The following is a 15,234-nucleotide window of genomic DNA, read 5'->3' on the forward strand; positions in this document are numbered from 1 at the left end:
CCGTCGCGCCGCCCGTCGTCCCCTCGCCCGCCGGCGCGTCCGCCGTGCTGTCACCCGCCGTCGCGGCGCCCGCCGGGCCACGGCCTGCCGTCGCGCCGCGCGCCGGGCCGTCGCCGTCGGTCGGAACGCCGTCGGTCGTAATGCCGTCGGCGGGGCGGGCCGCCCCGGTCACCACCGGCGCACCCCGTCCCACTCGGCGGCGAAGGCCGCGCCGTCGACCGCGTCCACCACCACCAGACCCGCCGCGCCCGGCGGCGTCGGGTCCGTCGCGCCGAGCACCCCGACCACCACCGACGGGTACGCCCCCCGCAACGCGCCCACGTGCCCCAGCTCCGCCCGACCACCCGGCCCGGTCAGGAACACCAACGTGTCCCCGGCCCGCTGCTGCCGTACCCGGGCGGTGGCGTCCGCCAGCGTGCCCTCGGCCAGGGCGACGGTGGTGAGCCGGTCCAACGGATGGGCGTCCGGCTCGTCGTCCGGCGTCACCATGAGCAGCGTCACCGGCAGGTCCTCCCGCAACGCGGCGACCACCACCGACGCCGCCGCCTCACAGCCGGCCTCGAAACTGTCCGCGGCGCCGTCGGCGTGACCCGGATGGGCGGCGAACCGGTTGTCCAGCAGCACCACGATCCGGGGCAGGCTGGTGTCCACGTTCTCCCGCACCATCAGCTCACCCACCCGGGCGCTGGTCCGCCAGTGCACCCGGCGCAACTCGTCGCCGACCACGTACTCCCGCAGGCTGTCGAAGGTGATCGACCCGTGCGGCACCCCGTCGACCCGCCCGTCCAGGCTGCGACCCGCGCCGGTCGGCACCGCGGTCAACGGGTGCACCCGGGGACGCACCCACACCGGCGCCGTCTCCCCGTACCGGCGGGCCAGCGCGACCAGGCCCAGCGGGTCACGACGGGTGACCCGCAGCGGTCCGACCGGCACGATGCCACGCCGGACGGTCGGCACGTCGTACGTCACGGTGGTGTCCCGGCCGGGACGCAGCCGCAGCAGCGGCACCGGGACGACCCGACCGCCGCAGCGTTCCTCGGCGACCAGACTCGCCGCGCGCAGCCTCCCGCTGTTACGTACCGTCAACGTCATCCGGGCCGGGTCGCCCCGGGCCACCCGGTCCGGGTCGGCCCGCCGGTCCACCGTCAGTCTCGGCCGCCACGCGGCGACCACCAGGGCGTGCCCGACTGCGACGCCGGCCGCCGCGCCCAGCACGGTCAACTCCGGGTACGCGAACGTGAAGCCGGCCACGAGCAGCGCGACGGCGGCGACGGACAGCCCGATCCCCCGGGCGGTGATCCCCATCGGCGTCGGTCAGCTCCGGGCGGGCACGGTCTGCCCGGACGGCAGCGGCACCGGCACCGAGGCGACCGCCTGGCGCAGCACCTCGGCGGCGTTGACGCCCCGCACCTGCGCGTCGGAGGAGAGCAGCAGCCGGTGCCCGAACACCGGCCCGGTCAACGCCTTCAGGTCCTCCGGCATGATCCAGCCGCGTCCGTCGATCAGCGCGTACGCGCACGCCGCCCGGGTCAGCGCGATCACGCCCCGGGGGCTGACGCCGACCCGTACGTGCGGGTGGTTACGGGTGGCGGCGGCCAGCCGCACGGCGTACGCGTAGAGCGGCTCGGCGATGTGCACCCGCTGCGCCATCGTGATCATCTCGGCGACGGTGGTGGTGTCGGTGACCGCCGCCAGCGCCTCGGGGGAGCGGACCGTGGCCCCGCGCAGCACCTCCACCTCGACCGCCTCGTCCGGGTAGCCCACCGACAGTTTCACCAGGAACCGGTCGAGCTGCGCCTCCGGCAGCCGGTACGTGCCGTCCATCTCCACCGGGTTCTGCGTCGCCACCACCAGAAACGGTCGCGGCACCGGATGACGGACCCCGTCCACGGTGACCGTGCGTTCCTCCATCACCTCCAGCAGCGCCGACTGGGTCTTCGGCGACGCCCGGTTGATCTCGTCGGCGATGACGATGTTCGCGAACACCGGCCCCGGATGGAACTCGAAACCCCGGGTCGCCTGGTTGAAGATGGTCACCCCGGACACGTCCGAGGGGAGCAGGTCCGGGGTGAACTGGATGCGCCGCCACTCGCCCTTGACGGTCGCCGCCACCGCCCGCGCCAGGGTCGTCTTGCCGACCCCGGGCACGTCCTCCAACAGCACGTGCCCCTGCGCGAACAGCGCGGTCAACGCCAACCGCACCACCTCCGGCTTACCGAGCACGACGGAGTTGACGTTCTCGGCGAGCCGGGCGGCGAGGGCGGCGAAACCCTGCACCTCCTGCTGGGTGAGCGGCTGCTGTGTCACGATCGGTCCTGCTCCCTACCGGATGGTCAACAGTCGGGCAGGACGGTGATCTTGTCCCCGCCGTCGAGGTTCAGCCAGGCCCACGGGATGTAGTTCTTCCCCTGGTGGTTCACCCGCACCCACCAGGTGCTCGCCTTCTGGTCGTTGTAGATCCACGAGTCGACGTGCTCACCCTTGACCTTGCAGTACGCCAGCAACCGGGTGCCCGGCCTGGCCCAGCCGGCCTGCCGGTCGTTGTCCTGCCGGGGCACCTCGAAGACCTCGTTGCCGTTGCGGCCGTCCACGTCCCGGTCGCAGTAGGTGCGCTGCGCGCCGTCCGGGCCGTTGACGCAGGTCGCCGTCCCGTACAGCGGCTCGGTCTGCTGGGTGGCCTTCGCGGTCCCCTTGCCGGCGGCGTTGGTCGCGGTCACCGTCACCGCGTACGACGTGCCCGGCGACAGGCCCGGCAGGGTCAGCGTCGCGCACTTGCCGTTGGCGGACTCACCGCCTGCGGCGATCACACAGGTGACCTGCCCGCCACCGGCGTCCACCGTCACGGTCACGGTGACCGAGGTGGCCGTGGCCGAGGAACCGGTGACCGTCACCCGGGGCTCGGCGACCGTCCGGGCGGTCGCCGACGCCGCCGCGCCCGACCCGGCCTCGTTCACCGCCTTCACCGTCACCGTCACGTTCTGCCCGTCGCCCAACCCGTCCACCGTCACCCGGGGGTCGGTCACCTCGGACGTCCTGCCACCCACGTCCACCAGGTACCTCGTCACCGGTCGGCCGTTGTCCGCCGCCGGGGCCCACTCGGCCACCACCGCGCCCGGCCGGTCCGGCACCGTCGCCGCCCGCAGGTCCGCCGGTGCTTCCGGGGCGGTGAACGGCACCACCGTGTTGCTCACCGGGGACGCCTTCGACCCGGCCCCCCGGTCGTTGACCGCGACCACCGTGAACGCGTACTGCCGGCCGTACTCCAGCTCACCGGCCGGCACCACCAGCTCGGTGCCCTTCGTCTCGCCCGCCGGGGCGTTCGCGCCCGCCGACGCGGCCGTCACCACGTACCTGACGATCGTCGCGCCCTGGCCGTCGGCCGCCGGCCAGCGCACCCGCACCGTGCCGTCCGGCCGCTCCTGCGCGGTCACCTCGGTCGGGGCGTCCGGCACGTCCGCCGTCGGCACCACCGGGTTGCTGGTCCGGGCCGGACCCGCGCCCTTGGCGTTCACCGCGTGCACCGTGAACCGGTACGTCTCGCCGTTGGTCAGCCCGGTGACCTCCACCGAACGCTGGTTGGCCCCCACCTCGAACCGCTGCCCGCCGCCCTCGACCACGTACCGGCCGATCTCCGCGCCGTTGGCGGCGGCGGCCCGCCAGCTCACCCGCGCCGACGCGTCCCCGGCAGCCGCGGTCACGTTCCGCGGGGCGCTCGGCTTGCCGACCGTCGGCTTCTTCGGCGGAGGCGGCGGCGGGGGCGCCGGCGGAGGATCCCCGCCGAGCACGTCGTTGGCGTACTTGTCGACCTCGCTGACCTGGTGCTTGTCGTCCACCACCCGGGCGGTCGAGGAATCCGGGGCGTTGATGAACAGGTGATTCTCCCGGACCTCCAGCTCCATCGGCCCCCGCGCGCCCCGACCGGAGATCGTGTCGACCAACTGCCCGTCGCCGTCGAAGGCGTAGATCACCCCGCCGGTCTCGTCGGCGCAGTAGAACCGGCCCGCCCAGGCCACCGCCGGCTCCAGACCGGCCCCGGTCCCCGGCACGGTGAACTGCTTCACCTGGCCGTCCGTGCCGACCACGTGCACCGTACGGGCGTCCGGCACGGTCACCGGCACCCGCGCGCCGCTGGTGCGCGGCGGCAGCGTACCCGGCCCGGCGGCCGGCAGCGGTACCCGCCGGACGTCGTCGCCGCGCACCGTCACCAGCTCGCCGGCCGTCCGGTCCAGCACCGCCACCCCGTCGTCCAGGGTGGAGACGACCAGCTCGTGGTTGCCGTCCGCGACGTCGTGCGTGCTGACCTGCTTCGGGGCCAGCCCGCCGCCCGAGGCGGCCGCCGACGCCGGCTTCGCGGGCAGCTTCGCGGCGGTGATCGCCGACACGGTGCCCTCGCTGGGCACCGCGATCCACAGTCGGCCCTTGCCGTCGAACTGGCCGCCGGTGATGCCCGGCGGATACCGCACCGGCTCACCGACCGGCGCCAGCGAACGCGGGTCCAACTGCCGGACGATGCCCTGCACCGCGTCCACGACGAAAGCGGCGTCCTCGTGCAGGGCCACGTTCACCCCGAGACCCGGGGTGGTCCGGGTGGTCGCGGTGATCTGCAGCGTCGCCAGGTCCAGGGCGGAGACCTGACCGGTGTGCAGATCCCGCAGCACCAGCAGCCGGTCGGTCTGGGCGACCTGCATCTGGTGCCGCTTGGCCTGCGGCACCTCGACCCGGGTGTCCACCTTCGCGGTGATCCCGTTGACCCGGGCCAGCTCGCTGCGCGCGGTGCTCCACAACCAGGAGGAGGCGTCGAAGTTCGCCACCGCGTTGTCGGCGTAACCCAGGTTCAGCACGGTCAGGCCCATCGCGGCCAGCAACGCGCCGACCGTGCCCACGGTGACCAACCCGCCGCGCAGCCGGCGACGTTTCCTCGTTTTCACGCCCGTGCCGGCGCTGTCGACCGTGCCGGTGGCGTCGTCGGTGGTGGCCACAGCAGGCTGCCTCCCCCATGTGATCGGACTCGCCCGGGCGTCGGGCCAGGTGGCGTGCCGTCGCCGGCGGCCCGCCCGTGAGCCGGTGCCATCATATGGCCCGGTCGATACCAGGCCAACCCGGACGGTCGGGTCACGGACACCCAGCGTATGCAGGGCGGATGTCGCCTCAGCGGGGGGCCGGGCCCGACTCCCGGTCGGTGCAGACCTGACCGGACGTCGCGTACTGCTCGGTCGAATAGACGGCCAGGACGGTGAAGCAGTAGTCGACGCGCGGGTTCAGCCCGTTGACCGTCCAACCCGTCTGTCCCGGATCGAGGGTGGCCATCGCGCCCAACGGCTGCCCCGCCCGACCACCGGCCACCACGAACGGCACCACCCCGCCCGACGGGTCCGTCCAGGTCAGCCGGACACTCGTCGACTCGTCACGCAACCGCAGGTCGGCGGGGGGCTCGAAGTCGGCGCTCGGGGCCGGGGCCGGGGCCGGCCCGGTGGCGGTGGGCGGCACGGTCGCCGTCTGGTCGTTCAGCACGTTCACGACCAGCAGCATCGCGCCGGCCAGCACCAGCACGACCACCACCGCCGCCGCGGCCACCACCGCCACCAGCAGCCGCCGGCCACCGCGCGACTCCGGCTCCACTCCCGCGTACGCCGACGGCGTCGACCCGCCGCTGACGGGCTGCGCCGGGGGCCGGCCCTCCACCGCCGGGTACGACGTGAAGAACTCCCGCCCCCGCTCCGGTACGACCGCGTCGGCGTGCCCCGCGCCGCCCCCCGGCCCACGGCGCCCCCCCGACCAGTCGTCCGCTGCCTGACGTCGCCCGCCCGTCCAGCCGTCCGGCGCCTGATGTCGCTCGTCTGACCAGCCGTCCGACGCTTGACGCCGCTCGCCCGGCCAGCCGTCCGCCGCCCGTCGGGGCCCTGGCACGGTGCCGCCGGAGGCGGGCGGGACCGCCACCGCCGCGGTCGGGAAGGTGCCGCTCTCCGGGCGGCCGGAGACTTCCGGACCGCCGGACCGGGCGGACGGGACCGCCGCGGTCGGGAAGGCGGCGGTCCCGGAGCGGTCGGCGGTCTCCGGTGATCCGGCCGCTTCCGGCCATCCAGGGGCTTCCGGCCAACCGGCTGCTGTCGGGTCGGACGCGGACCACGGCGTGGTGGGCAGGTCCGGTCCGGGCGCTGCGGGCCGGCGTGCGGTGGGCAGGTCCGGTACGGCTGTGCTGGCCGCCCCGGGGCGCGGCGGCGTCGAGGACGGGACCGGGCCGTACGCCGGGTCGATCAGGTCCCAGGCCGGCGTGGTCGGCGCGCCGGCGGGCCCTGCCGGCATCGGCGGCCCACTGCGCGGCGTCGCTGCCCCGCCGTACGACGTCGTCGCCCCACTGGTCGGCTGTGCCGCCGTCGGGCCGCTGACCGGCGATGACGGGCTGCCTGGCGGGCCGCTGACCGGGGACGCCAGATGCGGTGGCGCGCTGACCGGCTCGTAGAGAGGCGCGGCGCTGACCGGCCGGACGGGGTAGGGCACCCCGCTGACCGGACCGGGCCCGGCGTCCACTGACCGCCCGGGCGGCCCGCTGACCGGCTGCGCGTACGGCGGCCCGCTCACCGGCGGCTGGTACGGCGGCCCGCTGACCGGCAGCGGATACGGTGATCCGCTCACCGGCTGGACCGGCGCGCCGGTCTGCGCCGGAGCCGGTGGGGTGCCGGGAGACCGCTGCCCGACATCCAGTGGATTGATCTGCTGGACCAGGATCGTCGGGTCGTCCCACTTCTGGCCCTGGACCGGACGACGCTCCTGCGGCCCGCCCGGCGGTGCGGCGGACTGCCCGGCCGGCGGCCCGTCGGCCGGCCCGGCCGGTGGCGTGGCGGGCTGCGTGGTGTCCGACCCGGCCGCCGGTGCGTCGGGCTGCCCGGCGCCCGCCCCGGGCCCGGCCGACGGTGAGGTCCCGTTCTGGTCCGGCGCGCCGGGCGGGCGCGGAGCGCTTCGGGGACGGGGTGGGACCCAACCGGTCTGCGGCGTGGCCGACGGCGCACCTGGCGACGGCTCGGGCGCGGTCGGGGCGTGCTCCGTCTGCCGGGCCGTCGTCGGTGGGGTTGCCGGCGGGTGGGGTGGCGCGGATCGTGGCGCGGCGGCCCCGGACACGGGTCGAGGCTGTGCGTCCGGCCGGCGTGGGCCGGGAACCCCGGTGGGGCCGTCCCCGGCCGTGGGCGACGCCGACGCCGGCGTCACAGGTGGGACCGACACCGGGTGTGCCGACACCGGGTGTGCCGACACTGGGCGAGCGGACACTGGGCGAGCGGACATCGGGGAAGCGGACAGAGGCGGAGCGGACACGGGCGGGGTCGGCATGGGCGGGGCCGGCTGCGGGGCGCCCGGGCCGAGGTAGTCGCGGGCCGTACGTACCGCGGGGTGGTCGTCGCCGAGCACGGCGGGGCCGGCGCTGGCCACCCGCCGGTAGTTGCGTCGTGCCTCGTGCCGGTTGCCGAGCTCCTCGGCGACGCCGGCCAGGTCGAACGCGATCGCCAACATCAACGGATCGGCGTGCCCGAAGCGTCGTTCCCCGGCGGCGAACGCCTCCTCCAGCACCCGCCGGGCGGCGGTGGGGTCGTCGGCCTCGCGGTGCAGCCGGGCGAGCAGGTGCGCGGTGCCCAGCAGGTCCGGGTGGTCCTCGCCGAGACGCGGACGCGCTGTCTCGACGGCGTCCGCGAGGAGCTGACGGGCGCCGACGGGATCGCCCCCGGCACGCAGCGCCAGGGCCCGGTCGCGGACTGGGGACAGGGGAGAAGGCTGGGACACACCGCCATGCTGCCGGTAGCCGACGGTCACCCGCCACCCCGGGACGCGTGTCGACCCTCCCTGCTCCTGGGTGACCGTGGGGTCCTCCCGAAAAGCCTGGTGATCCGGTCCCTGTGCTGCGGGGTTCGGCCACCCGTGCCGGTCGGTGACGGCGATGTGCATGATCGAGTTCGGCCGTGTACAGTAATGCCCCGTGCGGCCCCACCGGGCGGCCAGAGGGCGACAAAAACCACTCTGGCGGCCAGGGTAGGCTGTCAGTGTAGGTCCGGGTGGCGGAATGGCAGACGCGCTAGCTTGAGGTGCTAGTGCCCGTATAGGGCGTGGGGGTTCAAGTCCCCCCTCGGACACGTTAACCCCCACGGGTGGTCTTCACCGTAGATGAAGCGCCCTGGGGGTTTCTGCTGTCCTGCGCTGGTGTGGGATCGTGGGTAGTCGATGCGCGGTGGCTGCCTCGGTGATCTTTGTGATGGTCAGTGTCCGCCGATCGCGCAGGTGACGTGGAGGTCGTGTTCGAGTAGCGCGTCGCTGACTGTGTGGGGGTCGGCGGCCGGGATGCCGATCCATTCGGCGATTTGTGTGATCGCTTTGGCTTCGTGGATGTAGACGTTGCGTGGCCGGGGTGCGTCTCCTGTTGGGGCGGTGCGGTGGCCGTGGCGGCAGCGGTAGGCGGCGTGCTTGTTGACCCAGTGGGCGTCGAGGATCCGTCCGCATTCCTGGCAGCGGATCAGCCCGGTGAGCAGGTAGCGCCCGCTCGAGCCGTCGGCCGGGGCGGGCAGGGCGTTGGCCTGTTGGGCGGCGACGAAGTCGTGCTCGCTGACCAGCGGCGGATGCGCGATGTCCCGGGAGATCCTCCACTGCTGCATCAGGTTCCAGCGGCGTGCCTCCGACTGGCCGAGGAGATCATCGGCGGCGTCGAGCGGGCCGCGGTCGGTGTGCTGCCGGTTCCAGACCTGCCGGCCGGTGTAGCGAGGGTTGGCGAGGATCGCCGCCACCGTGCGTAGGGTCCATCCCGTGCCGCTGCGGTGCGGGTTGCGGCCGGGATCGACGCGGGACGGGCAGGTCACGTGCCGATCGTTGAGGTCGCGGGCGATCCCGGCGACGCTGCGGCCGGCGAGGCGCTGGGCGAATATCCACTGCACATGCGGTGCCGTGGACGGGTCAGGTTCCAGCCGGCGCGCCATGGGTCCCCATTTGGCGTGCGCCCGGTTCGGGTGTGGGCCCGCGTCGGCCAGCCGGTAGCCGTAGGGCGGTCGGCCACCGGGATGACGGCCTTGCTCGACCACCTGGGCGCGCATCGCGGGGCTTGGCCCGAAACCGGGAGCGTTGGACCTCTCGTTTCGAGTGCACGCCGAGCAGGGTCAGCAGCGACAGGTGGAACTCGTTGCTGGCGTCGACCGGTCCGTTGAGCTCGGACAGCCACAGCTGCACGCTGTACAGGTTGAACAGCGGCGCGAGGTCGCGGAACTGGTTGCCGTAGAAGGCTCGCTCGAACTCGCCCACGACCACCGCGTCGAACCCCCGGCCAGGGTCCGCGAGAGTTGCCAGTAGTCGGGCGGCTTGCGGGCGACGCGGCCAGGGCACCTGACGGGACTCGCCGACGTCGAAGAACTCGGCCACGATTACGTCCCGGCCGTCGATCACGTCCTCGGCGAAGTCGCGTTGCCACCGCGCCGACGACAACCGGTCCTGAAATTTCGCGTCGACATCCGGCCGTAGAACGCGAACCGGATACCCAGCGGCTTTGATGTTGCCTGGCGTCGCGTCCGGGGGCGGCCCCGCCGGGTCGGCTGCCGTATCCACCAGCCGAGCAGGTCAGGGCCGTCGATTTCCGGCGTGTACTGCATCAGGACCTCCCATACCGGGGCTTACGGTCAGCCCTCGGTATGGATGGACAACGACGTAGTAGGACCGGCTCGGCCTGACGTGTCGGTTCTTTCCGCTGCTGGTGGTGTGGTGGACTGGCGTGGTGAGTCCGAAGAGTCGTGGCCGTCCTGTGGGGCGAGGCCGGTCGCAGCGTAAGCCCCGGGGGCCGGCACGTCAGTTGCGTCTGTCCGACCATGTGTTGCGTGACGCGCGGTCGGTCGCTGAGGTGTCGAACGTGTTGGATGTGGAGGTGTGGGCCAGCGGTTGGCTGGGGCAGGCCTGGTTGGGCGCCGAGATGGGGGAGCGGCGGTCGGAGCACATGGTGTGCATGGAGGTGGTGGGTCGGGCGTGCTCGCGTCCGTCGCCGCACGCCCTGGTTGCCGTTGCCGCGTTGCGGCGGGTGGTGTCGCCGGACGAGTGGTCGCTGTTGGACGGGGCGGTGGAGATCCTCGTCGAGGGGCAGCCGGCGCCGTCGTGGCTTTCCGCTCCGGAGTTCGTTCCGGTACGGGCGCATCGCGCGGCGGATGTGTGGGACAGCGAGCGGGTGCTGTTCGTCGAGTACGGGCCCGATGATCCCCACGCGCGGCGGCACACGTTGATGGCACAGGTCACCGAGCCGGGCGGGAGGATGGTCGCCAAGTTGGGTGTCCTGCGGGAAGACGCGGCGGAGTACTGGTCGCGGCTGCGTGACGCGGGGGAGGTGCCGATGCCGGTGGTGGAGGTGCCGGTGCTGGAGGTGCTGGCGGATCTGGCCGGTGCCCTGCGGACCACCGACATGTACTGGCCGCGCCCGGACGATGAGGATTTTGTCGAGGTGCGGGCGTTGGCGTGGTCAAGGTGCCGGGAGTTCCTGCCGGACTGGCCGGACGTGCCGGGGTTGCCCGAGCGGCAGCGGCGGGAGTTGATCGACACGTTCCTGGCGCAGGCGTATCCGCTCGGCGCGGCGGGTGCGGGCGGGCCGGGTGAGGGTGACGTGGATCGTGAGGTGGTGCGGTCGGTGGCGGACGTCTTCGTCGATTACGGCCACGGGTACATCACTGCTGGTCTGCTGGCGTGGAGTCCTGGGTGGGTCGCGGCGTTCCTGGGCGACTGGTTGCCGCGCAAGACCATCCTGGACGAGGCGCAGCGGGAGGCGCTGCCCGAGGTGTTGCGTCGTTGGGTGCGGTTCGCGCTGGGCCGGCGGGGGGTCGACGCCGAGTGGATCGAGCCTGTGGTCGCGGCGGTCGACATCTATCTTCCCGGCTTCCTGGCTGCGGTGGACGACGAGTCTGCCTGGGGGCCAGCGAAGCAGATCGCTGCGGAATTGACGGCCCGGGGAGTTGATCTCAGCGACAAGGCCGCCGTCGACGCGGTGATCGGCGAGCTGAATGCCGCCCGACTGGCACGGAACCTCACCGAGTAGCCGTCCGGCTCCTTGCCCTGATGTCCTAGGAAGCTTCTAGCGGTTGAGGCGTCTGTCCCCAACGCGCAGCACCCCCGGCGATGCCTTTTCTCGCATCCGGAAGGGGCTGTGCCCCGGTAGAGCGGGTCAGTAGTCGGGCGTTGCGGGGCTCAGCAACAGGGAGGCGGTAGTCTGCAACCGGCGATGCCGTTGGTTCGGAGGTGAGCTTCGCGCTGTGGGTACCGGCTACGAACCGATGAGTCTGGCCGCGTTGGCTGGCCATCTCTCGTCCGCGGACAGCGATCGGATCCGCTGGAAGTTGGTGTGGGAGTTCCTGGAGGAGTACCGGTGGGAGCCGGCCGACACCAGGGTCGGTCTGTTGCAGGACGAGCCGGGGTTGACCGGGGACGAGCGGTGGGATGCGCTGCTGGCGGCGCTCGCGGAGCATCTCCTCGCGCAGGCGGATCTTGCTCCGCCGGCGTGGGTCGGGGCGCGGGTGCTGCGCCGGGCCTGGTTCCCGGCCGAGTTGGCCATTCATCGGGCCGATGCCCTGGCATGGGCGCCGGCGGCGTTCCGGAAGCACGGTGTGTACCTGTCGGTTCACGACCTGGCGGCGGCGTGACCGGGGGGGACGGCGTCCTGATGGGGCGCACGGAACTCGAGCGTGCGTTCACTCGCCTGGGGGAGAGGCTCGTCCAGCGCGGCGTCGTCGCTGACATCTTCGTGGTGGGTGGTGCCGCAATGGCGCTGGCCTACGACGCCAAACGGGTGACCAGGGACGTCGATGCGATGTTCGTTCCACACGGCGTCGTCCTCGACGAGGCGCGTGCGGTGGCCGACGACCTGGGGCTGCCCCCGTGGTGGCTCAACGAGCAGGCCAGCGTGTACGTCTCGGGCAAGGACGACCCGGGCAGGCGGCGGGTCTTCGATCATCCCGGTCTGCGCGTCATGGCGGCGTCGCCGGAGCACATCTTCGCGATGAAGGCGCTTGCAGCGCGGGCCCGTGACGTGGACGATCTCCGTACCCTGGCGGCGTTGGCCGGGGTCGTGACGGTGGACGACGCCGTACGCTTGTGCGGCGATTTCTACCCCGATGAGGTGATCTCGCCACGTGCCATGGGGGTCATTCGCGAACTCTTCGAATGACCCTGCGGGGCGACTGTCGCCTGCGACGATGCGGTTGTCCGAGCGTGAGTTGTAGTTCACCCCCGAATGATGATTATGGATTCGCGGTGAACGTCGCCCCTCGGACACATCATTACCACATATCGATCATGATGGTAGCGGGCTTGCCTGCTTGTTCTTCAAGATCGGTGTGCAGATCGCATTACCGCACATGACGTCGATCTTGTTGGTGCGTAGGAACGTGGCCAGTGTGTGCCGGCTTCGGACGTCTTCAGCGATGCTCGGATGCGTAGCCAGTCTGGCGATGATGTGGTCCTCCCTGATATAGAGGATCTTGTAACGGCGACTTTCGGGGCCCTGTGCGCTGGTGTGCCCGTGGCGACTCGGTAGCCGGGGCGTTGGTTGACCCAGTGGGCTTCCAGCCTCCGGCCGCATGGCCTACATCGCAGCAGGCCGGTGAGCAGGTAGCTGCGGGTGGCGCCGGTCTGGGTATTTCGGCGGGCGCGGATGGCCCGGGCGGCGATGAAGTCCTGTTCGGTGACCAGCGCGGTATGGGCCCGCTGTTTGGAGATCACCCAGTCCCTGGTGTGGCTCCAGCGGATGGTCCCGCGCGCCCCAGGTCCGTCGATGGCGCCGACGTCCGTGCCCTGCCGGTTCCACACCTGCCGGCCGGTGTGGCGGGGGTTGGCGAGGATCGCCGCCACTGTTCGCTGGGACTGGACACCCAGCAACATGATCAGCGCCTGGTGGGTCGGCTTGCTGCGGTCGACGGGTCCATCCGTTTCGGGTAGCCACAACTGCGCTTCGTGCTGTTCGAGCAGCGGCATCAGGGCCAGCAGTTGGTTCCCGGAGAAGGCGCGTTCGTGCTCGCCGATGGCGATCGCGTCGAACCCCCGAAGAGGATCGCCGAGCGCGGCCAGCAGCGCTGCGGATTGCGGGCGGCGGTGCCAGCTTCGGCGACGGGAGCAGCCGACGTCGAAGTGCTCGGCGACGATCGTCCCGTGACCGGACACGAGTTCGGTCGCGCAGTCCAGTTGCCAGTGGCGTGGGGTCACCCGGCCCTGACGCTCCACAGTCGACATCCGACCGTAGAACGCGAACCGCAGACGGCCCTGTCGTCGGGCTCGCGGCTCCGCACGCGGCTCCGACTGCTCGTTGAGCCATCGGGCCAGGGGATGCTCTTCGCCTCGGTCATCTGACACGTCGAACCGACCGGTGTGGCCGCGTCCCGTCTCGGACGCGGCCACACGCGTCGCCGCGAGGCCTCGCCACCGGGACCGGCGACGGATATGGCGGATATGGATGCGTTCATGTCATGGTCGGTCCGGGCGGGATCGCGTCCTGCCGGACCGGTGCGTCCACGTCGGCCACGGCACCTGGCAGCCCGTTCACAGCACGGAAACATAAAAATTAATCTGGTTCCATGCTCCTTTGTGGACCTGGGGAGTGGTCGATGTCATGCTCATGTGCGAGCGTCTATCGTTGTCGTGCGAGGATGGGGAACGTCTGTGCTGCTTGGTCCGCCATCGACTTCGTCGCCTCCCGCGTGCGGCCGTCGGTATGGGTTTGCCGCCGGGGCTGACGGCCCGCGCCTCGTCGACGACCCGATCCACGGCCAGAACGGGAAGGCGGCGGTGACATGAAGGTTCTCGTAATCGGTGGTGGTCCGGCTGGGAGCACTGCGGCGACGGCAATGGCCCAGGCCGGACTCGACGTGCGGCTCATCGAGAGCGCCCACTTTCCGCGATACCACGTGGGTGAGTCGCTCACGCCGTCGTGCCGGGTGGTGCTGGATGCGATCGGCTTGTCGAAGATTGTCGATGATTACGGTTTCGTGAAGAAGAACGGAGGCGTCATCCATTGGGATGACGACCAGTGGGCGTTCGACTGGCACGAGCAGTCCGGGGTGCAGTCATGGCAGGTGGATCGAAGCGAGTTCGACGCGCTGCTGCTGGAGCACGCCCGCCAGAACGGGGTTGCCGTCACCACCGGCGTCGCCGGTCGGTCGGTGCGGTTTGCCGACGGCCGACCAGTGGCCGTGGAGTGCTCCCCGGAGGACGGTGAGTCGTTCACCATAGATGATTTCGACTTTCTGATTGACGCCACCGGGCGTAACGGGCTGCTCAGCGCCCGTCACTTCGGCAACCGTAAGCCGCTGAGCAACCTACGGAATGTCGGCATCTGGGGCTACTGGACCGGTGCCAGCCTACTGCCCGAAACGCCGACCGGAGGAATCAATATCATTTCCTCGCCGGAGGGTTGGTACTGGGTGATTCCGATGGCCGGCGGGCGGATGAGTATCGGTTACGTCACCACCAAGGACGCCTTCGCCCGTGATCGTCGCGAGTACCCGTCGTCGGATGAACTGTACCGGCACCTGATCGCGGCATCGCCGACCGTGGCGGGCCTGACCGCAGGGGCGGCGTTCATCGGTAGTGCGAGGGTCGAGACCGACTATTCGTACATCGCGGATCAGTTCTGCGGGCCAGGTTACGCGATCGTGGGTGACGCGGCGTGTTTCCTGGATCCGCTTCTGTCCACCGGCGTGCATCTCGCGCTCTACAGTGCTTTGACTGCGGCCGCGTGCGTCGCTTCGATGGACCGTGGCGAGGTCAGCGAAACCGAGGCCCTCAGATTCTTCGAGTTTGCCTACCGTCGTGCGTACATGCGTCTCTTTGCGCTGGTGAGCATCATGTACGAGCGCTATCTCGGTAAGGACGGCTTCTTCCTCACGTCCGACCGGTTGATCGGAGACGAGCAACCCGCACAGGCGGAGGAAGGCGTTTCGTCCCGTTCCTTCGCGGAGATCATCGGTGGCCTTTCTGACCTGCGTGAGGCAGCCAACTCGTCCACCCGTGTCATCACCGATCGACTGCGGGAGGAGGCGGTGCGGGTGCAGATGCGGGCCGTACGCGCACCGGACTCCACTGGGCCCGACTTCACCCCGGTGCGCGGCAACCCTCTCTCCGATGCGGAGTCGGCTGACTACCGCCTCGTCACCAGTCCGCAGCTCGGCCTCGAACGGGTCCGTGAGCCACGTCCCTGAGCTCGGCAAAGGTCGCTCTTCCCCTTGGCCTCGACGATCCGCGCCGGAC

At 71.6% G+C, this 15,234-nt stretch carries 11 protein-coding genes and 1 tRNA gene; 5 read left to right on the forward strand and 7 right to left on the reverse strand.

Annotated features, from left to right (window positions below):
* Positions 1-168: 168 nt before the first annotated feature.
* From O7606_RS02470 to O7606_RS27585, 4 genes are all read right to left on the reverse strand, one after another.
* Positions 169-1,305: a DUF58 domain-containing protein gene (locus O7606_RS02470; RefSeq protein ID WP_281597341.1), complete on the reverse strand. Its 1,137-nt coding sequence runs from the start codon at positions 1,303-1,305 to the stop codon at positions 169-171.
* 9 nt (positions 1,306-1,314) lie between these two features.
* On the reverse strand, positions 1,315-2,310 hold the full coding sequence (locus O7606_RS02475) for a MoxR family ATPase (RefSeq protein ID WP_281599468.1): 996 nt from the start codon (positions 2,308-2,310) through the stop codon (positions 1,315-1,317).
* Positions 2,311-2,333: 23 nt separating this feature from the next.
* A complete protein-coding gene (locus O7606_RS02480) occupies positions 2,334-4,928 on the reverse strand; it encodes a fibronectin type III domain-containing protein (protein WP_281599470.1) in 2,595 nt (864 codons plus the stop codon).
* A 220-nt stretch (positions 4,929-5,148) separates the two neighbouring features.
* Entirely contained in the window at positions 5,149-7,770 is a 2,622-nt protein-coding gene (locus O7606_RS27585; RefSeq protein WP_348651131.1) for a tetratricopeptide repeat protein, read from the reverse strand.
* A 263-nt stretch (positions 7,771-8,033) separates the two neighbouring features.
* Between O7606_RS27585 and O7606_RS02495 the strand changes: the two genes are divergently transcribed.
* Positions 8,034-8,117, forward strand: a tRNA-Leu gene (locus O7606_RS02495).
* Positions 8,118-8,240: 123 nt separating this feature from the next.
* Here the strand turns inward: O7606_RS02495 and O7606_RS02500 are convergent.
* Both O7606_RS02500 and O7606_RS02505 read right to left on the reverse strand, forming a co-directional pair.
* Positions 8,241-8,951: a recombinase family protein gene (locus O7606_RS02500; RefSeq protein WP_281597342.1), complete on the reverse strand. Its 711-nt coding sequence runs from the start codon at positions 8,949-8,951 to the stop codon at positions 8,241-8,243.
* The gene (locus O7606_RS02505) at positions 8,929-9,570 is read right to left on the reverse strand and encodes a hypothetical protein (protein ID WP_281597343.1); all 642 of its coding nucleotides are present in this window, start codon (positions 9,568-9,570) and stop codon (positions 8,929-8,931) included. Before O7606_RS02505 ends, O7606_RS02500 begins: the two co-directional genes overlap by 23 nt.
* 298 nt (positions 9,571-9,868) lie before the next feature.
* Here O7606_RS02505 and O7606_RS02510 point away from each other — a divergent pair, with 298 nt between their 5' ends.
* The 3 genes from O7606_RS02510 (at position 9,869) to O7606_RS02520 (ending at position 12,160) form a co-directional block, all read left to right on the forward strand.
* Complete coding sequence (locus tag O7606_RS02510; protein ID WP_281597344.1) at positions 9,869-11,035, forward strand: hypothetical protein; 1,167 nt, start codon at positions 9,869-9,871, stop codon at positions 11,033-11,035.
* A gap of 214 nt (positions 11,036-11,249) precedes the next feature.
* Positions 11,250-11,636 carry a hypothetical protein gene (locus tag O7606_RS02515; protein WP_281597345.1) on the forward strand — a complete coding sequence of 129 codons (387 nt, stop codon included), beginning with the start codon at positions 11,250-11,252 and terminating at the stop codon, positions 11,634-11,636.
* Between the two features lie 20 nt (positions 11,637-11,656).
* Positions 11,657-12,160 (forward strand): DUF6036 family nucleotidyltransferase, encoded by a 504-nt coding sequence (locus O7606_RS02520; RefSeq protein ID WP_281597346.1) that lies wholly within the window; start codon positions 11,657-11,659, stop codon positions 12,158-12,160.
* 158 nt (positions 12,161-12,318) lie between these two features.
* On the opposite strand, the gene O7606_RS02525 is transcribed toward O7606_RS02520, so the two are convergent.
* The gene (locus O7606_RS02525) at positions 12,319-13,221 is read right to left on the reverse strand and encodes a recombinase family protein (protein ID WP_281597347.1); all 903 of its coding nucleotides are present in this window, start codon (positions 13,219-13,221) and stop codon (positions 12,319-12,321) included.
* A 557-nt stretch (positions 13,222-13,778) separates the two neighbouring features.
* On the opposite strand from O7606_RS02525, the gene O7606_RS02530 reads away from it, so the two are divergent.
* Positions 13,779-15,185, forward strand: coding sequence for an NAD(P)/FAD-dependent oxidoreductase (locus O7606_RS02530; RefSeq protein ID WP_281597348.1), 1,407 nt, complete (start codon positions 13,779-13,781; stop codon positions 15,183-15,185).
* Positions 15,186-15,234 lie beyond the last annotated feature (49 nt).

Source organism: Micromonospora sp. WMMD882, from assembly GCF_027497255.1.
GTDB lineage: Bacteria > Actinomycetota > Actinomycetes > Mycobacteriales > Micromonosporaceae > Micromonospora.